Origin of the sequence: Rhizobium sp. WW_1 (assembly GCF_003610155.1) — a bacterium.
Taxonomy (GTDB): Bacteria; Pseudomonadota; Alphaproteobacteria; order Rhizobiales; family Rhizobiaceae; genus Rhizobium; species Rhizobium tropici_A.
The window spans coordinates 373,169-393,579 of sequence record NZ_RAIN01000004.1; the positions used below are offsets into that span (position 1 = coordinate 373,169).

Annotated in this window: 20 protein-coding genes; 10 read left to right on the forward strand and 10 right to left on the reverse strand. The window is 60.9% G+C overall.

The annotated features are described in order from the left end of the window. Positions 1-13: 13 nt before the first annotated feature. The 4 genes from BJ928_RS14830 to larA are packed head-to-tail and all read left to right on the forward strand — an operon-like array spanning position 14 to position 3,760. Positions 14-1,030, forward strand: coding sequence for a branched-chain amino acid ABC transporter permease (locus BJ928_RS14830; RefSeq protein ID WP_047630186.1), 1,017 nt, complete (start codon positions 14-16; stop codon positions 1,028-1,030). Further along, entirely contained in the window at positions 1,027-1,749 is a 723-nt protein-coding gene (locus BJ928_RS14835; protein ID WP_047630187.1) for an ABC transporter ATP-binding protein, read from the forward strand. The genes BJ928_RS14830 and BJ928_RS14835 overlap by 4 nt, the downstream gene beginning before the upstream one ends. Continuing rightward, the gene (locus BJ928_RS14840; RefSeq protein WP_047630188.1) at positions 1,746-2,474 is read left to right on the forward strand and encodes an ABC transporter ATP-binding protein; all 729 of its coding nucleotides are present in this window, start codon (positions 1,746-1,748) and stop codon (positions 2,472-2,474) included. The genes BJ928_RS14835 and BJ928_RS14840 overlap by 4 nt, the downstream gene beginning before the upstream one ends. Then, the gene (larA, locus tag BJ928_RS14845) at positions 2,471-3,760 is read left to right on the forward strand and encodes a nickel-dependent lactate racemase (RefSeq protein WP_047630191.1); all 1,290 of its coding nucleotides are present in this window, start codon (positions 2,471-2,473) and stop codon (positions 3,758-3,760) included. Before BJ928_RS14840 ends, larA begins: the two co-directional genes overlap by 4 nt. Positions 3,761-3,764: 4 nt before the next feature. On the opposite strand, the gene BJ928_RS14850 is transcribed toward larA, so the two are convergent. After that, positions 3,765-4,511 (reverse strand): FadR/GntR family transcriptional regulator, encoded by a 747-nt coding sequence (locus BJ928_RS14850; RefSeq protein WP_047630192.1) that lies wholly within the window; start codon positions 4,509-4,511, stop codon positions 3,765-3,767. Positions 4,512-4,632: 121 nt separating this feature from the next. Between BJ928_RS14850 and BJ928_RS14855 the strand changes: the two genes are divergently transcribed. The 4 genes from BJ928_RS14855 to larB are packed head-to-tail and all read left to right on the forward strand — an operon-like array spanning position 4,633 to position 8,248. Next, complete coding sequence (locus BJ928_RS14855; RefSeq protein WP_047630195.1) at positions 4,633-5,538, forward strand: NAD(P)-dependent oxidoreductase; 906 nt, start codon at positions 4,633-4,635, stop codon at positions 5,536-5,538. Positions 5,539-5,550: 12 nt separating this feature from the next. Then, a complete protein-coding gene (locus BJ928_RS14860) occupies positions 5,551-6,792 on the forward strand; it encodes a LarC family nickel insertion protein (protein WP_047630196.1) in 1,242 nt (413 codons plus the stop codon). Next, positions 6,789-7,586 (forward strand): potassium ABC transporter ATPase, encoded by a 798-nt coding sequence (locus BJ928_RS14865; RefSeq protein ID WP_047630199.1) that lies wholly within the window; start codon positions 6,789-6,791, stop codon positions 7,584-7,586. The genes BJ928_RS14860 and BJ928_RS14865 overlap by 4 nt, the downstream gene beginning before the upstream one ends. Next, positions 7,583-8,248 (forward strand): nickel pincer cofactor biosynthesis protein LarB, encoded by a 666-nt coding sequence (larB, locus tag BJ928_RS14870; RefSeq protein ID WP_047630200.1) that lies wholly within the window; start codon positions 7,583-7,585, stop codon positions 8,246-8,248. Before BJ928_RS14865 ends, larB begins: the two co-directional genes overlap by 4 nt. Positions 8,249-8,301: 53 nt before the next feature. On the opposite strand, the gene BJ928_RS14875 is transcribed toward larB, so the two are convergent. The 4 genes from BJ928_RS14875 to BJ928_RS14890 are packed head-to-tail and all read right to left on the reverse strand — an operon-like array spanning position 8,302 to position 12,111. Beyond that, a complete protein-coding gene (locus BJ928_RS14875; RefSeq protein ID WP_047630201.1) occupies positions 8,302-9,147 on the reverse strand; it encodes a fumarylacetoacetate hydrolase family protein in 846 nt (281 codons plus the stop codon). Between the two features lie 31 nt (positions 9,148-9,178). Further along, positions 9,179-9,922 (reverse strand): SDR family oxidoreductase, encoded by a 744-nt coding sequence (locus tag BJ928_RS14880; protein ID WP_047630202.1) that lies wholly within the window; start codon positions 9,920-9,922, stop codon positions 9,179-9,181. Between the two features lie 20 nt (positions 9,923-9,942). Further along, a complete protein-coding gene (locus tag BJ928_RS14885) occupies positions 9,943-10,662 on the reverse strand; it encodes a FadR/GntR family transcriptional regulator (protein ID WP_047630203.1) in 720 nt (239 codons plus the stop codon). A 3-nt stretch (positions 10,663-10,665) separates the two neighbouring features. Then, positions 10,666-12,111, reverse strand: coding sequence for an FAD-binding oxidoreductase (locus tag BJ928_RS14890; protein ID WP_047630204.1), 1,446 nt, complete (start codon positions 12,109-12,111; stop codon positions 10,666-10,668). Positions 12,112-12,273: 162 nt separating this feature from the next. Between BJ928_RS14890 and gloA the strand changes: the two genes are divergently transcribed. Further along, positions 12,274-12,687: a lactoylglutathione lyase gene (gene gloA / locus BJ928_RS14895; RefSeq protein ID WP_047630205.1), complete on the forward strand. Its 414-nt coding sequence runs from the start codon at positions 12,274-12,276 to the stop codon at positions 12,685-12,687. A 76-nt stretch (positions 12,688-12,763) separates the two neighbouring features. On the opposite strand, the gene BJ928_RS14900 is transcribed toward gloA, so the two are convergent. The 4 genes from BJ928_RS14900 to BJ928_RS14915 form a co-directional block, all read right to left on the reverse strand. Beyond that, positions 12,764-13,732 (reverse strand): ABC transporter permease, encoded by a 969-nt coding sequence (locus BJ928_RS14900; RefSeq protein ID WP_047630207.1) that lies wholly within the window; start codon positions 13,730-13,732, stop codon positions 12,764-12,766. A 10-nt stretch (positions 13,733-13,742) separates the two neighbouring features. Further along, complete coding sequence (locus BJ928_RS14905) at positions 13,743-15,245, reverse strand: sugar ABC transporter ATP-binding protein (protein ID WP_047630208.1); 1,503 nt, start codon at positions 15,243-15,245, stop codon at positions 13,743-13,745. Positions 15,246-15,250: 5 nt separating this feature from the next. Further along, on the reverse strand, positions 15,251-16,234 hold the full coding sequence (locus BJ928_RS14910; RefSeq protein WP_047630493.1) for an ABC transporter permease: 984 nt from the start codon (positions 16,232-16,234) through the stop codon (positions 15,251-15,253). Positions 16,235-16,394: 160 nt separating this feature from the next. Continuing rightward, positions 16,395-17,474: a sugar ABC transporter substrate-binding protein gene (locus BJ928_RS14915; RefSeq protein ID WP_047630209.1), complete on the reverse strand. Its 1,080-nt coding sequence runs from the start codon at positions 17,472-17,474 to the stop codon at positions 16,395-16,397. Between the two features lie 219 nt (positions 17,475-17,693). Here BJ928_RS14915 and BJ928_RS14920 point away from each other — a divergent pair, with 219 nt between their 5' ends. Further along, the gene (locus BJ928_RS14920; RefSeq protein ID WP_047630210.1) at positions 17,694-19,304 is read left to right on the forward strand and encodes a GMC family oxidoreductase N-terminal domain-containing protein; all 1,611 of its coding nucleotides are present in this window, start codon (positions 17,694-17,696) and stop codon (positions 19,302-19,304) included. 69 nt (positions 19,305-19,373) lie between these two features. Here the strand turns inward: BJ928_RS14920 and BJ928_RS14925 are convergent, their stop codons facing one another. Continuing rightward, positions 19,374-20,375, reverse strand: coding sequence for a substrate-binding domain-containing protein (locus tag BJ928_RS14925; RefSeq protein ID WP_047630211.1), 1,002 nt, complete (start codon positions 20,373-20,375; stop codon positions 19,374-19,376). Positions 20,376-20,411: the final 36 nt, after the last annotated feature.

A 20,411-nucleotide genomic window follows, 5' to 3' on the forward strand; every position in this document is an offset into this window, starting at 1 on the left:
ACGGGAGTGAACCATGAACACCACACTTTCCTCTCTGCGCTCGCTGGTTCCGGCCCTCGCCGTCCTGATCGTGCTTGCCGCCATGCCGGCGCTTGGACCGAGCAACCGCCTGCTGTCGCTGGCGATCTCGGCCGGCATCAATATCGTTGCGCTTTATGGCTTGTCCGTCCTGTTCGGCCAGACCGGCATCCTGTCGATGGGTCATGCAGCTCTCGTCGGGGTCGGCGCCTATGCCGCCGCGGTGCTGGCGCGCGACGCCGGCCTTGGCTTCTGGATTGCTCTGCCGCTGGGCGGCATCTTTGCGGCAATCGCCGCCGTTATCATCGGTGTGCCGTCGCTGCGGGTTTCGGGCCATCATTTCGTGATCATGACCTTCGCCTTCGGTCAGTTGCTGACTATCGTTCTGACCAATGGCGGCGACTATACGGGTGCGGCAACCGGCCTCGACCTGCAGCTGCCGGTCAGTTTTCTCGGCGTACAGGCCGATGATCTGATGCCCTATTATTATATCGTCCTGGCATTCGTGACGCTCAGCGCTATCGCTAGCTGGGCCATCATCAACTCCCCGTATGGCCGCACATTACGGGCCATTCGCGAAAACGAAAAACTCGCGGCCTCCCTCGGCATCAATGTCGGCAGGCATAAAATCGGCGCCTTCGTGGTCAGCGGCGTGTTCGCCGGTGTCTCCGGCGTCCTGCTCGCCTATTTCCTGCGCCACATCTCGCCCAGCCAATTTGCATCCTTCCCAAGCATCTACCTGGCCCTCATGGTGATGATCGGCGGTGCCCGTCTCCTGCTCGGTCCGATTGCCGGCGGCATCCTCGTGTCCTTCCTGCCTGAAGTCCTGAACCTCGACCCGGTTGAATCCCGCATTCTGTACGGTGTCTGCCTGATCGCCGTCATCCTGCTTCTGCCGAATGGTCTGATTGCCGGCCTGATGGATGGCTGGCAGCGCCTCCTGCGCGGCAATGGTCCGAAGGACGCGGCACATCACGCGGGCGGCAAGCGCGCGTCGGAGGCCAGCCGATGAGCGCGATCCTCGACATCAAGGGACTGAAGAAGCAGTTCGGCGGGCTGACGGCACTGTCAGGGATCGATGTCTCGATCGAGGAAGGCGAAATCCTCGGGATCGTCGGGCCGAACGGCTCCGGCAAGACGACCCTCTTCAACGTCATCACCGGCGTGCACAAGCCGACGGAAGGCAAGGTCAGCTGGCGCGGCCGCGATATTACCAGTCTTGCCGCCTATGAGATTTCCGGTGCCGGCATCGGCTACACTTTCCAGCAAGCAATGGCCTTTCCGGGCCTGTCCGTCTGGGAAAACGTGCAGATCGCCTGCGAGCACGCACGTCGTAGCGCCCGCCCCTATCCCTGGGCGACACCATCTGCCCTACTCGATTTTGTCGGCCTTTTGCCGCTTGCCGGCGAGACGGCCGGCGTATTGCCGTTCGGCAGCCTGCGGCTTTTGGGCATCGCGCTCGCACTTGCGACACGGCCGTCGCTTATCCTTCTGGACGAACCAGCGGCCGGTCTCAACGACAAGGAAACGGCAACCCTTGTCGGGCTTGTCCAGCAATTCCCGACTCATGGCATCAGCGTCTGCGTCATCGATCACGACATGAAACTGATGCAGATGCTCTGCAAGCGGCTGATCGTGCTCGACTTCGGATCGAAGATCGCGGACGGGCCGACCGAGGCTGTGCTCGCCGATCCGAAGGTGCTCGAAGTCTATCTGGGAGGCGCGCTGTGAGCCTTTTGACCGTATCGAATGTCACCACAGGCTATGGCGCGACCGTCGTCAACCGCGATGTCTCCCTGACGCTTGAGGACAATGAGGTGATTACCATCCTCGGGCCGAACGGTGCAGGCAAGTCGACGCTGCTTCGCACCATCGTCGGACTCGTCAGGCCGCGCGCAGGACGCATCAGCTTTGCAGGCGAGGACCTGACGAGCCGAACGCCCGATATCATGGCCAAGCGCGGCGTGGTTCTGGTGCCTGAAGGACGGCGCATCTTCGCCGAGATGACCGTTGAGGAAAACCTCCGTCTCGGTGCCTACGCAAGACGCGACGGCGATGCCATCGAGACCGACGTCAAGACGATGGAGAGCTTCTTTCCGATCCTTGCAACGAAACGCCAGCAGAAAGGCGGGTCGCTTAGCGGCGGTCAGCAACAGATGCTGGCGATTGCCCGCGGCCTGATGGCAAGGCCCAAGGTTCTCCTGCTCGATGAGCCCTCGCTCGGGCTTTCGCCGCTGCTCGTCAAGGAGATCCAGGCGATCATCCTCGATATCGGCAAGACCTTCGGCGCGTCGGTGCTGCTTGTCGAACAGAATGCCGGACTGGCACTTTCGGTCGCCACGCGCGGCTATCTCATGCAGAACGGCCGTATCGCCACATCCGGTCCCATCGCGCAATTGAAGGACATGTCGCTCATGCGCGAACTCTATCTCGGCGGCGTTGCGGAGAAGGCATGATGGACGCGGTCTCGATTTCCTACGGTCGCGGACACCTGGAATTTGCTATGCCCGCGCATGCCAAGCCGACGCTCGTTCGCAAGAAAGTCCTGCCGAAACTACCGGATGCCCGTGCCGCCATCGCCGCAGCACTTGCAGCACCTATCGGTTCGGCGCCGCTTGCCGGATTGTCGAAGGGTCGCTCGAGTGCCTGCATCCTGATCTGCGATATCACCCGACCGGTTCCGAACCGACTGTTCCTGCGGCCGATGATCGAGATCATGGCGACGTCGGGCATTCCACTGGACAGAATATCAATCCTCGTTGCAACCGGACTGCATCGCCCCAATCTCGGCGAAGAACTCGCCGAACTCATCGGCGACCCCTGGGTCCTGGAGAATGTTCGCGTCGAAAACCACTATGCCCGCGACGAGGCGGCCCATGTCGATCTCGGTTTCACCTCAATACGACAGACGCCGGTCAAGCTCGATCGCCTGTTCGTCGAGGCGGATCTACGTATCGCGACCGGCCTTGTCGAACCGCATTTCATGGCCGGCTGGTCCGGCGGCCGCAAGGTGATCTCGCCCGGCGTCGCGCATCACGAAACGATCCGCACCTTTCACTCCGCCCGTTTCATGGAAGATCCGCTGGCCGTCCAATGCAATCTCGTCGGCAATCCGCTGCATGAGGAGCAGCTTGAGATCGTACGAATGCTGGGCGAGGTCCATGCGCTCAACACTGTTCTCGATGAGGACCGCGATCTTGTCTGTATCACCTTCGGCGAGATCATCGCGAGCCATCAGGCCGCCGTGAACTTCGTCAGCAATGCCACGCATGTGCCGATAGATCGAAAGTTCTCCACCGTGGTCACCTCTTCCGCCGGCTATCCGCTGGACAAGACCTATTACCAGACGATCAAGGGTATGGTGACGCCACTCGATATCCTGAAGCCTGGCGGCACGCTGATCATCGCTTCAGAGTGTTCCGAGGGCTTCGGCTCTGGCGAGTTCCGCGAGGCGCAAGCCAAACTCGTTGAACTCGGACAGGAGCGTTTCCTTGCGACGCTGACGGCGAAAAGCCTGGCAGAAATCGACGAATGGCAGACAGAGATGCAGCTGAAACCGATGCGGCTCGGCAGGGTCGAGCTTTATACGACCGGCCTTACCGGAAATGATCGCAGGCTGACGGGCGTCGAGATGATCGACGATATCACCCAAGCGATCGAGCGCAGCATTGTACGAAGCGGAGATCCCAATGTCGCAATCATCCCCGAAGGTCCCTATGTCGTGCCTCGCTATGCCGTTTGAGCGATCAGTGCTGCAGGCTGGCGTCACGGAGTTCTTCGAAGCGAGCCGTGCTCTTCGACAGATGATTGCGCAACGCCTTGCGTGCCGCGGCCTCATTGCCATCGCGGATCGCGTTGAAGATCGCGTGATGCTCCTTGCGCATGCCGGCCGCGTGGCGGATGCGCTCAGCGGCCGTCATCCTGTCGAGCCGCGCCCATTGCCGCGGCACCATCGCCGTCCCGAAAGTATCGAAAAGACGACTGTAATAGGAATTCTGCGTCGCGACGAGAATGGTGCGGTGAAAGGCGAAATCCTCTTCTGCACCATACCCGCCCTCATCGATCGCGCGGTCCAGCGCGTCGAGGCGATCCTGCATGCGGACGATATCTTCCGGCGTCCGGCGAAGTGCTGCAAGCCCGGCCGCCTCGTACTCTATGCCGATACGAAGCTCGAGGACACGAAGCACTTCGTCGATCGATTCCAGATCGTTCGGAATGATCGAGAAGGAGCGCGGCTTCGGGTCGTTGGAAACGAAGGCGCCAAGGCCCTGCCGCGTCACGATAAGCCCTTTCGCACGCAAGGTAGCGAGCGCCTCTCGGACGATGGTCCGGCTGACACCCGTCGCCTCCATGATCGCCTGCTCGGTCGGGAGCCTCTGACCCGGCTTGAGATCACCCGATTCGATCTGGGCAATCAGGCTGTCGGCAAGACCGCTACGCAGGTTAGGCATCTGCTGGATGGTGCTGAAGACGGCGTTATCCCTGTCCTTCATACTGTCTCGAAGTCCGTTTCCGCTGTCCGCCGCGAGGCCATTTCCATCGTAGCTACCTCATATGACTCAAAAAAGCAAAAGCTCGGACGATCACTGACTTCAATTTAACGGGGAGGGAAAAATGAAAGAGAAAATCGGCTTTATCGGGCTTGGCGCCATGGGCTCGGGCATGGCGGCGAACCTGCTGTCAAAGGGGTGGCCGCTGACCGTCCTCGCTCACAGGAAGCGCGAGGCCGTCGACCGGCTCAAGGCGCTTGGCGCGAGCGAAGCGGCGACGCCGAAAGAACTTGCCGAAGCGAGCGACGTCATCCTGCTCTGCGTGACGGGTTCGGATCAGGTTCAAGAGGTCGTTTCCGGCCGCAACGGCATTGTCGCGGCAGGAAAGCCGCTCCTGTTGATCGACTGCTCGACCTCCAATCCTGCCGTAACGGTCAAGCTTGCCGAAGGGCTCGCAGCCTCCGACATCACATTCGTCGACGCTCCCCTTGCGCGGACGCCAAAGGAAGCGGCCGAAGGCAAGCTCGACGTGATGGTGGGCGGAAACGAAGATGCAGTCGCGCGTGCCCGCCCGATCCTCGAAGCCTTCGCCGCGCGCATCGTTCCAACCGGCGGCGTCGGAACGGCCCACACCATGAAGCTTCTCAACAATTTCGTGTCGATGGGCTATTCCGCAATCTATTCCGAAGCCTTGATGCTCGCGGCAAAGGCCGGCCTGACACCTGAAGTCTTCGATAGTGTCCTGCGCGGCAGCCGCATGGACTGCGGCTTCTATCAGGCCTTCTTCGAATTCGTGCTGAACCGCAACGAGAATGCTCAGCGCTTTGCGATGGTGAATGCGCTGAAGGACATGTCGTATCTCGCATCCTTTGCCCAGTCCGTTCAAGCGGCCAACCCGGTCGGTGCTGCGGTGCGCAACAGCTTTGCGGCGGCCGTCGCTTCCGGACATGGGGAAGCATTCGTCCCGGCCTTGTCCGATGTCATCGCGTCGATGAACGGAGTCTCCTTGCAACCAGCAAAACCCGAATAGGCGCACGGCCCAATGCTTGAACTTCATCTCGACCCGATCGGTGGAATTGCCGGCGACATGTTCGTGGCGGCGCTTCTGGATTTTCGGCCAGACCTTGAAAAGGATCTTTTGACGACCCTGTCGCTCTGCCCGATGATCCCGGATGTCACGTTCGAGCCGCTCCATCACGATGACGGCATTCTGGTCGGGCGTCGATTTCTCGTGCAACGACATCAACAGCCGGCGGAGATGCAGACCAATGAAGCGCCGGCGCATCATCCCACCTCCGAGGACCACCCCCATCATGATCATGTTAATTGGTCGATGATCCGTCAGGCGTTCCTTGGCTCGGCGCTAGACGCCGAAACCTTAAGGCACGCAATCGGCATCTTCACGCATCTGGCCGAGGCCGAAGCGAGAGTGCATGGCACTGATCCGGAGCATGTCCAGTTCCATGAAGTCGGCGCATGGGATTCGATCGCGGATATCGTCGCTGCGGCCTGGCTCATCTCGAGGCTTGGCGTCGCCAAATGGACTGTCGGGCCGCTGCCGCTCGGCTCCGGACGTGTGCGGACCGCGCATGGTCTGCTCGCCGTGCCGGCACCGGCGACTGCCCTCTTGATGGAAGGCTTCACGACCATCGACGACGGAATTGCCGGCGAGCGAGTGACGCCGACGGGCGCGGCGATCCTGCGTCACCTCTGCGATCCCTTCGAAACATCCCATGCTCCACGCCGATTGCTGGCATCGGCTCACGGTTTCGGAACGAAGCGCCTACCGGGGCTGAGCAATTGCCTGCGCCTACTTGCTTTCGAGCCGCTTGCAGTTTCCACGCCGCGGGATGAGGTCGCCATTCTCGAATGCGAGATCGACGACCAGACGAGCGAGGACATTGCGCAGGCAATTGACAATCTGCGCAGCAGGGCCGGCGTCCTCGACGTCATACAGATGCCTGTCTTCGGCAAGAAGGGCAGGATGATGACGCATCTGCGTGTCCTGACCGAGCCGGCCGGCCGTGACGATGTCATCGCCGCCATCTTCGACGAGACCACGACAATCGGGGTTCGCCACAGCCTGACGCAGCGCACCGTCCTGCCGCGCCAGACAGCGACGGTCGATGCGGATGGTCGGCGGCTGCGCGTGAAGCTCGTCGAGCGCCCTTCGGGCCTCACCGCCAAGCTCGAGGCGGACGATCTTTCTGCTGTCGGCACCGCTGTCGAACGCGCGCGGCTTCGCCGTCACGCGGAAGCAAAATCCCGGGAGGAAGAACGATGAGGCGGAGACTGGAAGCTATGTTGTCGTCGCTGGAGACATGCGCGGTCGCCATCAGCGGCGGCGTCGATTCCATGACGCTCGCCGTCATCGCGAATCGTCTTCTCGGCACGGCGCACGTCACGATGATGCATGCCGTCTCGCCCGCCGTGCCGCCGGAGGCGACCGAGAGGGTACGGAGGCTTGCGGAGAGCGAGAGTTGGAATCTTCGCATCCTTGATGCCGGTGAATTCGCCGACGAGAACTACATCGCCAATCCCATAAACCGCTGCTTCTTCTGCAAGGGCAGCCTCTATGGCGCGATCGGCAGGATCTCGGACAGGCAGCTGTTGTCCGGCACCAATAAGGACGATCTCGGCGAATACCGCCCAGGGCTGGATGCTGCGCGTCAACATAAGGTCCGTCATCCCTATCTCGAAGCAGCGATCGACAAAAAAGGCGTGCGGGAACTCGCCCGCAGTCTCGGCCTCGGCACGCTTGCCGAACTGCCCGCTTCGCCCTGTCTTTCGAGCCGCGTGGAAACCGCGATCGCCATCGATCCCGAAACGCTGCGGGCCATTCATGCCGTGGAACGCCTTGTCGGCGAGACACTGGAACCAAGCACCGTCCGGTGCCGCGTGCGCAGAAACGGCATCGTCATCGAGCTCGATCAGGAGAGCGTTGCCGGATTGGCAAGGGTCGGTACTGCGGACCTGTCAAACAAAATCACGTCATTGCTGCCCCTGGCGCTTGCCAGCCAGCCGATCAGCTTTGCGGCGTATCGCAATGGCAGTGCTTTCGTCGGAGCAAAACCATGAGTGAAGCGGACGTCGTCTTCGATTTCGATCGCGCCAGCCGCATCGGCCTCAACGAAGCCGTGTTCTGCGAAGGTAAAAGCGCAGAACAGATCGCAGCGATCCTCAAGGATGCTAAGACACGTGGCGTTGGCCTGCTGCTGACCCGGCTTGATGCCGGTAAGCTCGCCGCACTCCCGGAGGAATTGGTCGCCGATATCGATTACTGCCTGCTTTCGCGCACGGCATTCTGCGGACCTTTGCAGCCGGCACGCATCAACGGCAAGATAACGATCGTCGCGGCCGGCACCTCGGATTCGGGGGTTGCAAGGGAAGCTGCGCGCACTCTTCGTCACGCAGGCGTTCAGGCAACGCTAATAACCGATGTGGGCGTTGCCGGTCTCTGGCGGTTGATGGAGCGCATCGACGAGATCCGGCGGCATCCCATCGTCATCGCGGTGGCCGGCATGGATGCGGCCCTTGCCAGCGTGCTTGGCGGGCTCGTGGACGGCGCGTTGATCGCCGTGCCGACTTCCGTTGGATATGGCGCGTCGGAAGGCGGGCGAACGGCGCTGAATGCGATGCTTGCAAGCTGCGCGCCAGGTATCACCGTCTGCAATATCGACAATGGCTACGGCGCGGCCTGCGCCGCCCTGCGTATTTTGACGATTCTTGGAGCCCGCTGATCACCGAATTATCGATGAGAGGAGACGCGCCACGCGCGCCTCCCATTTCGTTATCAAGCCGCGTTGACGGTGAGTTGGGTCTGTTCGCCAAGGCCCTCGATACCGAGCTTGATCGTCTGTCCGGCGGTGAGGAAAAGCGGCGGCTTCATGCCAAGACCAACGCCCGGCGGCGTGCCGGTTGAAATGATGTCGCCCGGCTGCAGACTCATGAATTGCGAGATGTAGTGCACGAGGAAGGCGACACCGAAGATCATCGTCTTCGTCGAGCCGTTCTGGCGCATCGTGCCATCGACCGACAGCCACATCTTCAGGTTCTGCGGATCGGCAACCTCATCCCGCGTCACCATCCACGGTCCGATCGGGCCGAAACTGTCGGCCGACTTGCCCTTGGTCCACTGCCCGCCGCGCTCGGCCTGGAATTCGCGTTCCGAAACGTCGTTGATGAGGCAATAGCCGGCGACATGCTTCATGGCATCGGCTTGCGGAACGTAACGCGCCTCATCGCCGATGACGACGCCGAGTTCGACCTCCCAATCGGTTTTCTTCGAATTGCGGGGAATGATAACATTGTCGTTGGGGCCGGTAATCGCGCTTGTCGCCTTCATGAACAGGATCGGCTCCGCGGGGATTGCGGCGCCGGTCTCCGCTGCGTGGTCGGCATAGTTGAGACCAACGCAGATGAACTTGCCGACCCGAGCGACACAGGGTCCATAGCGGCCGGGATCGGTAACCAGCGGCAGGCTGGCGGGATCGACAGCCGCAAGTCTGGCAAGGCCGGCAGACGTCAGCGTCTCAGCGCCGATGTCGTCCACCTTGCCGCTGAGATCGCGCACTGCGCCAGTGCCATCGAGCATGCCGGGCTTTTCCGCGCCGCGTGCTCCGTATCGTATGAGCTTCATTCCAGGCTCCTTCTTGAAAACAAAGTGACGATCAGGCGTTTGCCCAGCCGCCATCGATGACGATGGCGTTACCGGTCATGAAGGCGGATTCGTTGCTGGCGAGATAAACCACGAGATCGGCCACCTCCTCAGCGGTTCCGAGCCGTCCCATCGGCTGGCGTGCGATGAAACTCGCACGCGCCTGGTCATAGTCGCCGAGCGCCCGCATACGATCCTGCAGGGAAGGACTTTCGACCGTTCCGGGACAAATCGCATTGGCCCGAATGCCCTTCGTCACATAGTCGAGTGCTACGGATTTCGTGAGACCGATGACGGCAGCCTTGGTGGTGCCATAGATGAAGCGATTGGGTGCGGCGATCACGGTCGAGGCGACAGACGCCATGTTGACGATTGAACCGCCGCCGCGTTCGATCATGCCTGGCAGGAAGGCACGGATCATCCGATACATGGCGCGAATGTTGAGGTTGACCGAGAAATCGAAAGCGTCCTCGTCGCAATCGAGAATGGCGCCGTTATGGACGAAGCCGGCGCAATTGAAGAGAATGTCCGGCGCTTCGATGCTCTTGGAGAATGCCTGGATGTCCTCTGTGTTCAGCACGTCCAGCTTGCGCACGGAAACGCCGGCATGATCGCGCAACGTTTCCAGCTTGGCTTCATCGAGGTCGGTTGCCCAGACCTTTGCTCCTTCCCTCAGAAAGGCAAGTACCGTGGCGCGCCCCATCCCTTGCCCCGCCGCTGTGACGACGGCGGTCTTGCCCTCAAGTCTTCCTGTCATTTGAAACCCTCGATCGGTGTTTAGTCGGATTGCTCCTCAGCGAGGCCGACACGGCTTGCGGCACCGTGGAGATGCGCACGCATCGCCTCCTGAGCCTCGGCTTCATTCCTTGTCTCGATGGCATCGAGAATGCGCTGATGTTCGCCAAGCGTGACGGCGGCGAGATCCTCGGACCCTCGCTGATTACCGGAGGCCAGAATGCTCTCTCGCACTTTTTCGGAGACGAAAGTCAAAAACTGAAGCATGTAGACATTACCGGTCGCAGCCGCGACGGTCTTGTGGAACTGAAGATCGGTTTTCAGCCACATGACGCTGCCATAAGGTGCTGCCTGCATCGTTGCGAGCGCATCCTTCATGGCCTGCAAATCCTCGTCGCTGCGGCGACGCGCGGCAAGGGCTGCCGCCTGCACTTCAAGAATGCCGCGCAGCTCGAACAGGGACTGGAAGGCATTGGCCTGCTGCAAAGCGTCGAAATCGATGGTCAGCACCGTGGTATTCGGCTGGTCCGCCACGAAAGCGCCTCGGCCCTGTTGCGACCAGATCCGACCCTCCGAACGCAGACGGGCAATCGCTTCGCGAACGACATTGCGGCTGACACCGAACGTCTGCGCCAGTTGCTGTTCCGTCGGCAGTTGGTCGCCGGGCCGCAAACGTCCCTGCGCGATTTCGCGTGAAATCGAGCTTGCTACCAATGTCGACAAATGCGGGCCTCGATTGACCTTGTCCAATTTCAGCGTCATGTCCTAGCCCCCTGCTTTCCCTTGCGCGCTTGCCAGAATCCGGCCTTCGCTCAGCAAATGCTCCGGATCGAATGCGTCCTTGATCCGGCGTGCCAGCTCCAACGTCAAGGGATCGGCCCGCTTCAGAAAAGCGGCCTGCTTGATCTTGCCAATCCCATGTTCGGCGCTGATTGAACCGCCATGCCGGTCGACGACATCGAAGATCACCTCTTCGGTCGCGTGGAACAAGCTATCGTATTCCTCTGCGGGCATATCCTCCGGCGGCACGATGTTCAGATGGATATTGCCGTCGCCGACATGGCCGTAGGTCACGGCGATCGCTTCCGGGTACTTGTCCGCAAGTGCGGCCAGGGTTTCGGAAACGAAGGCAGCGATGCTCGATATCGAAACGGACACATCCGTGCGCAGATACCGTCCACCGCGGCCCTGGGCCTCCACCATCATTTCCCTGAGCAGCCAAAGCCGCTCACCCTGCGCCTTGCTGCTCGCGATGACACCATCGAGCACGAGGTCGGACGCATCGGCGAAGAAGCCTTCAAGCAGCGCCTTCAGATCGACGCGACCGGCGGCAGACGCCTCGATCAGCACATAGACCGGATAGGACTGGCTCAGCGGATCGTTGAGATCCTCCCTGGCGTTGATGGCGATCTCGATACCGCCCCGCAAGATGAGCTCGAAAGCGGTCAGTAGATCGCTGCATTGCCGCCGCGCCCGCGCATAAAGCTGCATTGCTGCCTCGACGGACTCAAGGCCGACCAGCGCCGTCTCAACCTGTTCAGGCTTCGGAAACACTTTGAGGGCAGCGGCCGCGACGATGCCGAGCGTCCCTTCCGCTCCGATGAAGAGCTGCTTCAGATCGTAACCGCGATTGTCCTTGCGCAGGGTTCTGAGCCCGTTCCAGATGCGCCCGTCAGCCAAGACAACCTCCAGTCCGAGCACCAGATCTCGGGTCATGCCGTAGCGCAGCACATTGAAACCGCCCGCGTTGGTGGAGACGTTTCCGCCGATGCGGCAACTGCCCTGCGCGCCGAACGTGATCGGCAAGATACAGTCGGCAGCTTCCGCGTGGCGCTTGGCATCCTCCAGAATGCATCCGGCCTCCACCACCATCGCAAAATCGATCGGATTGACCGAGCGCACCTTGTTCATGCGCTCGAGCGAGACGACGACTTCCCCTTCCGGAAAGCTCGCAACCGCCGCACCGACGAGACCAGTCAAGCCGCCCTGTGGCACGACATGCATGCCGAGTTCGTGGCAGCAGGCCATGAAATAGCTGAGCTCCTCGGTCGATCGCGGCCGAGCGACCGCAAGCGGCCTGCCATAGTGATCGCCCGACCAATCGCGGCTGTAACGTTCTAATGCTTCCGCATCCGTTAGAAGCAGATCCGTCGGCATCGCGGCAGAAAGGGCTGCAAGCGCTCTTTCCTTGAGGGGCGACTGGGCGTTCATCTTTTGCTCCGACTCAATCTCTGAAAACGGCTGGACAATTAGGTCACTTACATGGTTATCATACAACACTGGTTTCCAACATCAAGTGCATGGACCAGTTCCATCGCCCCGCTCTCGCTAAAAACCAGTGTAAAAACGATAACTTGCAGGAGGATTCGCATTATGACCGCAACGTCCGGCCAATTTCGCATGATGCATACGATGATCCGTGTTTTCGATCTTGATCGATCGATCAAGTTCTACACCGAGCTGCTCGGAATGAAGCTGCTTCGCAAGGACGACTATCCGGGCGGAAAGTTTACCAACGCCTTTGTCGGCTACGGCCCGGAGGAGACGGATACAGTTGTCGAACTGACCTACAACTGGGGCCGGGAAGAGCCCTATGAACTCGGCACCGGCTTCGGCCACCTGGCCCTTGGCGTCAACGACATTTACGCCGTCTGCGCCGCACTGGAAAAGCAGGGTGCAAAGATCCCGCGTCCGCCGGGTCCTATGCTGCATGGAACGACACACATCGCCTTCATCGAAGACCCGGATGGCTACAAGATCGAGCTGATCGGCCTCGACACGATGTAACCATCCTTCTTGCACTTGGAGGCCGCATCGCAGCATGCGGCCTTTTTCTTTGTGAGCCGTCATCATCGCCACCCGATCATTTGATGATGGCGATCTTGCTGCGGTCGATCGTGATCGCGACCGCAAGAATGAGAACGGCGCCAAAGACGACGTTTTCCGCGAAGATGTTGATCCCGACGAATGTCATGCCGATGCGGACGATCGAAATGATCAGCGCGCCGACGGCGGTTCGCGCCACGCCGCCGAGGCCACCGGTAATCGCCGTACCGCCGACGATGACAGCCGCTATGGCGGGCAGGAGCAGTTGGTTCGCAAGGTTGGGTGAGCCGCTCGACAGGCGCGCGGCCAATATGGTCCCGGCGATGGCCGCGAGCATGCCTGAGATCGCAAAGGCGGCAATCTTCGTGCGCTCGACATTGATGCCGGCGGCGATCGCTGCCGGTTCGCCCGCGCCGATCGCCAGACTATGCCGCCCGAATCGCGTGTAGCGCAGTCCGACATAGGCGAGAACGCCGATGACAGCGGCAATCCAGATCACCGTGGGCAAACCGGCAAAGGTGCCATTGATCCAGGCCGTATTCTGGCGGCCCCCTTCCTCGATGGTAATTGCCCGTCCAGCCGCGGCCCAGAGCGCAATGCCGGCAACGACACCGCCGGTGGCAAGCGTCGCCACAAAGGATGGCACCTTCAACCGGACATGCACGTAGCCGCTTAGAATGCCGAAGGCGAGACCGGACAATATCGCTACGGGAAAGGCCAGCGCTCCGATCTGCGGCAGCAACTGAGCAAGAATGACGCTCGCAAGCGACGCTACCGCCTGGATCGACAGATCAATGCCGCCGATGAGAATGACGAAGGTCACGCCCGCGGCGAGAATGAAGAGCACGGCCGTATTCGAAAGAAGCAGGATGAGCGTATCGCCAGTCAGGAAGCCCGGCGCGGCAACCTCGACAATGAGCACCAGAACCACGAGCAAGGCGGGCGGTATCGCGCCTTGCATCCAACCGGTGGCGAGAAGCGATTTGATATCCTTCATGCGTTCCATCATCTCCTCCTCATACCATTGCCCGCACCAGATCGACCTGATCCGGCTTGTTGCCCGGTGTCGCGTCGAAATGAGCCGTCACCGCACCGTCGCGCATCACAAGCACCCGGTGGGAGAGCCCGATCGTCTCCTCCAGCGTGTCGGAGATCAAAAGGATCGCGACGCCCTGCGCAGACAATTCGCGGACAAGCTCGTAGACTTCCTCCTTGGCGCCGACATCGAGCCCGCGGGTCGGATGATCGAGAACAAGAATCCGCGAGCCGGCGGTCATCCATCGCGCCAGCACGACTTTCTGCTGGTTGCCGCCGGAGAGCTTGCGGCAAGCGATGTCCGGGCCTGGCGCCTTGATACGCAGCCGCTTGATCCAGTCGCTGGCAAGCCGGCGTTCGCGGCCGTAGCTGATGGCACCGTTTCGCATGACGCAGGAGAGATCAGCCAGGCTAATGTTCTCGGCGATAGAGAGAAACATCACGAGACCTTCGAGGCGGCGCTCGCGCGGGATATAGCCGACGCGCTTGCGGACGGCCTGCTCGGGCGAGCGAAACTGGACTGGCTCGCCGTTGATTTTAAGGATCCCGCCAGTGTGGGTAAGAAAGCCGCCAATGGCGCGGGTCACTTCCTCACGACCGGAGCCGACGACACCGGCAATGCCGACGATCTCGCCGGCCCTGATCTGCAGATCGACATCGCGGAATGCGCCTTCGATCGACAAACGGCTGGCATCGACGACAATCTCGCTGCGCGGCGGAAGCTGCTTGTCTTCCTTGTAATAGGTGGCCTGCAGACCGCGACCCACCATGATTTCGTGCAACTCAGGTCCCGTCACATCCGCAGCCTGATGTTCAGCGACGACCTGACCATCCTTCATGGTATAGACGCGATCGGAAATGCGCAGGACTTCGTCCAGCCGGTGCGACACGAAAACAAAGCTCGCTCGCGACTTCAGCGATCGTACGCGCCTGAACAGAACGTCGATATCGCTGCCGCTGAGCACGGATGTCGGTTCGTCGAGAAGGATAATCAGCGGGCGGGAGACCGTCTCCTCGAGCGTCAGCGCCTTGGCAAGCTCGACCATTTGGCGAGCGGCAAATGTCAGCTCGGAGGTTCGCGCGGTAACGTCGATGTCAACGCCGATCTTGGCGAGCTGCCGCCTGGCGGCTTCTCGCATTGCCCTCCAGTTCATGATCCCGAGGCGGACGAACTGATCCTCCTGTCCGAGATAGATGTTCTCGGCAACGGAAAGATTCAGCAGCAGCGATTGCTCCTGAAACACCATGCCGATGCCATGGACGGCGCCATCGCGCGCATTATGCAGCTTCAGCGGCTTGCCATCGAGCATAAGCGTGCCGCCGTCCGGCTGGTGTGTCCCGGCAAGGATGCGCATGAGGGTCGATTTGCCGGCGCCGTTTTCGCCGATCAATCCGACGACCTCGTTCGGCCTGATGTCCAGGGAGACATCCTTCAATGCGGGAACGCCTGCGAAGGATTTACTGATCCGGTTGGTTGAGAGCATGGCGGTCACTTCACGATCTGGAGACGCAGGCGGTCGAGCGACAGCGCAACAGCGGCAATGATCATCAGCCCCTGAACCGTCTGCTGCACATAAGGAGAGATGCCGAGCAGGATCATGCCGTTGCTGAGCACCGTGACGATCAGCACCCCAATCAGCGTATTGACGACGCCACCCTCGCCGCCCGTCAGCGCGGTCCCGCCGACGACAACGGCCGTGACCGCGGCGAAGAGACGACCATCGGCGATAACGGCATCCGAGCGGCCAAGCTGGGCGGCGGCCAACACACCGGCGACACCGAAGAAGAAGCCGGCGAGCCCGAACGCCATGATGCGTACGCGGCGAAGGTTGATGCCTGAGAGTTCGGCGACATCCTCGCCGCCGCCGATCGCCATGATGTGGCGCCCGAGCCTGGTATAATACTGGACCGTACAGGCAAGCAGGAATGCGCCAAGTGCCACCCACACCGCAAACGGCAGGCCAAGCAGGCGAGCAAGCGCGAGATCCCGGATCGACGGGTCCATCAGTCGCACGGCTGAGCCGCCGAGCATATACACCGAAATGCCGAGGCCGATGAACCAGACGCCGAGCGTCGCCATGAAGGATGGAATCCTGAGGAATGTCTGGATGATGCCGGTCGTAAGGCCCATGACTGTACTTGCAGCAATCGCGGCGATGACGGCCAGCCAGCCATAGGAGTTCGCGTTCGCATCATTGGTGGCCAGCAGCACGGTCACCATGGCGGCAATCGAAAGCGATCCTTCGACGGAAAGATCGATGCTGCCGAGCAGGATAATGAAGGTCAATCCCATCGCAAGCGTCAATGGCACGGCGGCGGAGTTAGCGATGCGAACCAGATTCCGCGGCTCGATAAAATTGGGATTGGCGAGGCTGATCAGGATGCAAAGCGCGATCAGTACGAGGACCGGAGCGTAGGCGCGCAGGCGTTTGGCATTCGCCTGGCTGAAAAGGCGGCTTCCAATCGTTGGCATGGCGTTCGCCCGCTCGCTTTCCTGATTGGGTTTGATGTGTTCGGCATTGACGGTCAACAGATTATACCTCGCTGCGGCATCAGGGGAACTGGCGGACGCAATAGCGCCCGCCAGCGATGATGCGACCACGGGAGGAGCCGCGGCCGCCGGCAGGGGGTAATCAAGTCCGGATGACACCTGTCACGCGACCCCACAGATCGGTCCAGTCCAGGTTCGGATGGGAGTCGATATTCGTCTTGTAGTAGTCCTCGACATTGTCCTTCGCGATGAGGACGGCCTTGCCGTAGAACTCCCGATGTTCCGGCGGCTCCTTGGCCGGATCGAACTTCTTTTGCAGAGCAGCCAGGCCGATGGCGAGACCCATGCCGCCCTGCCAGAAGGGATCGGAGGTGACCGTGCAGGCAAATTCACCCTTGCGCACGGCGTCAACCGCCGCCTTGATGCCGTCGACACCGACGACCGGCACCTTGCCGGCAAGGTTTTCGGCGCGCAGCGCCTCAAGGGCGCCGGTGCCCATATCGTCATTGGCCGCCCATACGCCCTTCACATCGTCGCCGAAACGCGTGAGCAAATTGCCCGTCAGATCGTAGGCTTCCGATGATTTCCAGTTGGCAACCTGGAAATCGAGAAGCTTGATGTTGGGATTGGCGGCCAGTGCTTCCTCGAGCCCCTTCTTGCGCTCGATCGCCGCAGTATTCGAGATCTGTCCACCAAGCGCGATGATGCCGCCGGAACCGCCCATAGCCTTGAACAGAATCTCGGCGATCTGCTTGCCGCTTGAAATGCCGTCGAACTCGATATGCGAGACGTAGAAGGGGTTGAAGTCCTTCGGATGCAGATCATCCGGCTTGTTCCATTGCGTCACCACATGGGCGCCGGCCTTGGCGCATGCCTCGACGATCGGGCGGGCATCGGGCGTATCGTTCGGATCGGAGTTCAGCACCATGTTGCCGCCGGTCTTGGCAAGCATCGCCTTGATGTCGGCGATGCCCTTTTCACTGTTCCCCTCCGAGACGAGGGTCACGTGATCGAGGCCGACCGATTGGGCGAAAGCTTCGGCTCCGGTTTTCCAGACGGCATGATAGGGATTGGACAGCGAACGGATCGACGTGACGAGCGTCGGCTTGTCGGCGGCAAAGAGTTGCCTCGGCAATGCCGCAACGGTAGCGCCCGCTGCAACCGTCGCCAGAAAAGAACGGCGACTTATGGCGCCGAAAGGGGAATTCAACCTTGTTGTCATTCGAAAACCTCCCTTTGAATGACGTAAATCGGATGCCGTCCTTTTTCCCGCGACACCCAGATCTGAAGCAGTTCTTGCGTATCATTTGTACGACAACCCTTCAAGACTATAACCGTACCCTTTCTCTTGACGAGGAGCAAGAGACTTGAGAATGTGATGACAAAGTGGTGCGGGGCGATGAGGAAATCCCAGCATCTGCAGATTCTTCGGAGGATAAGGATGCCCGACTATATCATCGTAGGAGGTGGCTCGGCAGGCTGCGTGCTCGCGGCGCGTCTGAGCGAGGACGCCGATGTTTCGGTGACTTTGCTGGAAGCAGGCCCGCAGGACAAGAACATCTACATCCATCTGCCAGTGGGCTTCTTCAAGATGACGTCTGGTCCATTGATTTGGGGATATGAAACCGTCGCCGGACGTGAAATCGCCGGTCGTACGATGGTCTATCCGCAAGCGCGCGTTCTCGGCGGCGGCAGCTCGATCAATGCGCAGGTTTTCACGCGCGGATGCCCGGAAGATTACGACGGCTGGCGTGACCTCGAAGGTTGCTCTGGCTGGGGCTATGAAGATGTCCGCCCCTATTTTCGCAAATCCGAAGGCAACGATACCTACGGCGGCCCCCATCATGGGACGGAGGGGCCGCTCGGCGTCAGTTCGCAGACGCCACACGCGCTGACCCGTGTCTTCGCTCGCGCGGCTCAGGAAGCGGGACTGCCATTCAATCCCGACTTCAATGCCGGCTCGCAGGCGGGCGCCGGGTTTTATCAAACGACGACGCGCAAGGGCCGGCGCAGCAGCACGGCCGTCGGCTATCTGAGACCGGCCATGACCCGCAGGAACCTGACCGTTCGCACGGACGCCGCCGTCCACCGTATCGTCATCGAGAACGGCTGTGCCGTCGGCGTCGAACTGATCGAGAACGGGCGGCCCGTGCTGTTGAGAGCTGAGCGGGAAGTCATTCTGACGGCAGGGGCGATCGGCTCGCCGAAAATGCTGATGCTATCGGGTCTCGGACCGGCAAACGAATTGCGCGCACTCGACATCGACGTCGTTCGCGACCTGCCGCAGGTTGGCAAGAATCTACAGGACCATATGGACGTCGACGTGCTTGCCGAACTGAGCGGCCCCTATGGTATCGACCGATACAAGAAACGGCGCTGGCAGATTGCCGCCGGCATGGAATATGCGTTGTTCGGCAAAGGGCCGGTCGCTTCGAATATCGTCGAAGGTGGCGGCTTCTGGTGGGGAGACCGCAACGAGAAGACGCCGGACATCCAGTTTCATTTTCTTCCCGGCGCAGGCGTAGAGGCAGGCATAGACGGCGTGCCCGGCGGCAACGGCTGCACGCTGAACTCCTATCATGTCCGCCCGAGATCGCGCGGAACCGTCACGCTCCGTTCCAAGGATCTGCGCGTCGCGCCGTTGATCGATCCCAACGCCTTTGCCGAACCCTATGATCTCGAACGGGCCGTCGATGGCATCAAGATCAGCCAGGAAATTCTTTCCCAGGCCGCCTTCAAGCCGTTCGTGAGAAGGCTGCATCTACCCGACGGAAATATTCGCACCCAGGCGGAGTACCGCGAATTTGCCCGGCAATATGCGCGCTCCGCCTACCATCCGGTCGGAACATGCCGGATGGGCAGCGCAGATGACGCCGTGGTCGATCCCGAACTCAAGGTTCGCGGCATAGATGGGCTAAGGGTGTGCGACAGCTCGGTCATGCCGAGACTGATTTCATCGAATACCAATGCGGCAACGGTAATGATCGCCGAGAAAGCGGCTGACATCCTGAAAGGCGTGACTCAAGTCAGCACGCAACACGAATATGCCTAAACGTTCCCGCGACGCACCGGATCTATCGGCCTGCCCCTCGCTCACACGCTCTCGGCAAATTATGATGCCCTATCCGCCTCGGACCGTCTCGCGCCAGATCAGATCAGATCGCAATGTCAGCGACTTGCCTTCGGCAATGCCGCTTTCCGACAACCAGGTTACAGCCTCCCGTGCAATTGCCGCGACCGGTTGCGAAAACGTGGTCAGCCGATAGGAAGACCAGGACGCCTGCTCGATGTCGTCGAAGCCGACGACGCAGAGTTGGTGCGGGATGGACAGCGAAAACTGATGGCGAGCGGCATCCATGAAACCACACGCCAGCAGATCCGTTGCGCAGAAGACGGCATCCGGCCTCTCCTTCCTGGTCAGAAGGCGTTGAGCCACGATCCGTCCAGCCTCGTATCCCGTCCAGCCATGCCGCTCGACGGCAACCTCGAGCCCATGATCCCGGGCGGCAGCGATGAAGCCTCCCTCTCTCGCCACCAGGCTTGGCGTACCAGCCTCGGAATTCGCAAAGGCAAGGCGAGTGCAGCCGGCACGCACAAACGCCGTGACCACGCGCGCTGCCGCTTCCCGCTCGTCGAGATTGATGTGCAGTGGGCCTGACTGATCCTCATCGCGATTGATCAGCACGAGCCGTTGCCCGCTGCGCAGACAGAGCTCCGTGATCGACTTGTCCGGCAGGCCGGAAAGGATCACGGACGCATCGGCACGGTAGCGGATCGCCTGCTGCAAGGCCGCGTTGACGCTACCATCGGAGCGATCGGTATTAATCAGCATCGCCACTTTCCCCGCCAACTGCAGTTGCAGTGTTAGCTCCCGCAAAAGAGCGGAACGATACGGTGTCGCGACATCGGAAACGATGAGGCAAACAATGCCACTTTCGTTACGCATCAGCCCGCGGGCGAGATGGTTGACCTGATAGCCGAGCTCCTCCGCCGCCCGAAGGACCTTCCGCTTCGTGGCTTCCGAAACACTGGCGCCGGGCGTGAACGCGCGGGAAACGGCCGAGCGCGAAACGCCAGCACGCTGCGCCACTTCCTCAGCGCTGACGAAATCTCTCTGTGACACGGCGCCTCTCCTGTTACCGACGCGGAGTCCATCACA

Coding starts and splice junctions, on each gene's coding strand:
- BJ928_RS14880 (WP_047630202.1), bottom strand. CDS start 9,922: ATGACAGGAAGACTTGAGGGCAAGACCGCCGTCGTCACAGCGGCGGGG.
- BJ928_RS14885 (WP_047630203.1), bottom strand. CDS start 10,662: ATGACGCTGAAATTGGACAAGGTCAATCGAGGCCCGCATTTGTCGACA.
- BJ928_RS14910 (WP_047630493.1), bottom strand. CDS start 16,234: ATGCCAACGATTGGAAGCCGCCTTTTCAGCCAGGCGAATGCCAAACGC.
- BJ928_RS14875 (WP_047630201.1), bottom strand. CDS start 9,147: ATGAAGCTCATACGATACGGAGCACGCGGCGCGGAAAAGCCCGGCATG.
- BJ928_RS14900 (WP_047630207.1), bottom strand. CDS start 13,732: ATGGAACGCATGAAGGATATCAAATCGCTTCTCGCCACCGGTTGGATG.
- BJ928_RS14850 (WP_047630192.1), bottom strand. CDS start 4,511: ATGAAGGACAGGGATAACGCCGTCTTCAGCACCATCCAGCAGATGCCT.
- gloA (WP_047630205.1), top strand. CDS start 12,274: ATGACCGCAACGTCCGGCCAATTTCGCATGATGCATACGATGATCCGT.
- larB (WP_047630200.1), top strand. CDS start 7,583: ATGAGTGAAGCGGACGTCGTCTTCGATTTCGATCGCGCCAGCCGCATC.
- BJ928_RS14830 (WP_047630186.1), top strand. CDS start 14: ATGAACACCACACTTTCCTCTCTGCGCTCGCTGGTTCCGGCCCTCGCC.
- BJ928_RS14835 (WP_047630187.1), top strand. CDS start 1,027: ATGAGCGCGATCCTCGACATCAAGGGACTGAAGAAGCAGTTCGGCGGG.
- BJ928_RS14920 (WP_047630210.1), top strand. CDS start 17,694: ATGCCCGACTATATCATCGTAGGAGGTGGCTCGGCAGGCTGCGTGCTC.
- BJ928_RS14855 (WP_047630195.1), top strand. CDS start 4,633: ATGAAAGAGAAAATCGGCTTTATCGGGCTTGGCGCCATGGGCTCGGGC.
- BJ928_RS14860 (WP_047630196.1), top strand. CDS start 5,551: ATGCTTGAACTTCATCTCGACCCGATCGGTGGAATTGCCGGCGACATG.
- BJ928_RS14915 (WP_047630209.1), bottom strand. CDS start 17,474: ATGACAACAAGGTTGAATTCCCCTTTCGGCGCCATAAGTCGCCGTTCT.
- BJ928_RS14905 (WP_047630208.1), bottom strand. CDS start 15,245: ATGCTCTCAACCAACCGGATCAGTAAATCCTTCGCAGGCGTTCCCGCA.
- BJ928_RS14865 (WP_047630199.1), top strand. CDS start 6,789: ATGAGGCGGAGACTGGAAGCTATGTTGTCGTCGCTGGAGACATGCGCG.
- larA (WP_047630191.1), top strand. CDS start 2,471: ATGATGGACGCGGTCTCGATTTCCTACGGTCGCGGACACCTGGAATTT.
- BJ928_RS14890 (WP_047630204.1), bottom strand. CDS start 12,111: ATGAACGCCCAGTCGCCCCTCAAGGAAAGAGCGCTTGCAGCCCTTTCT.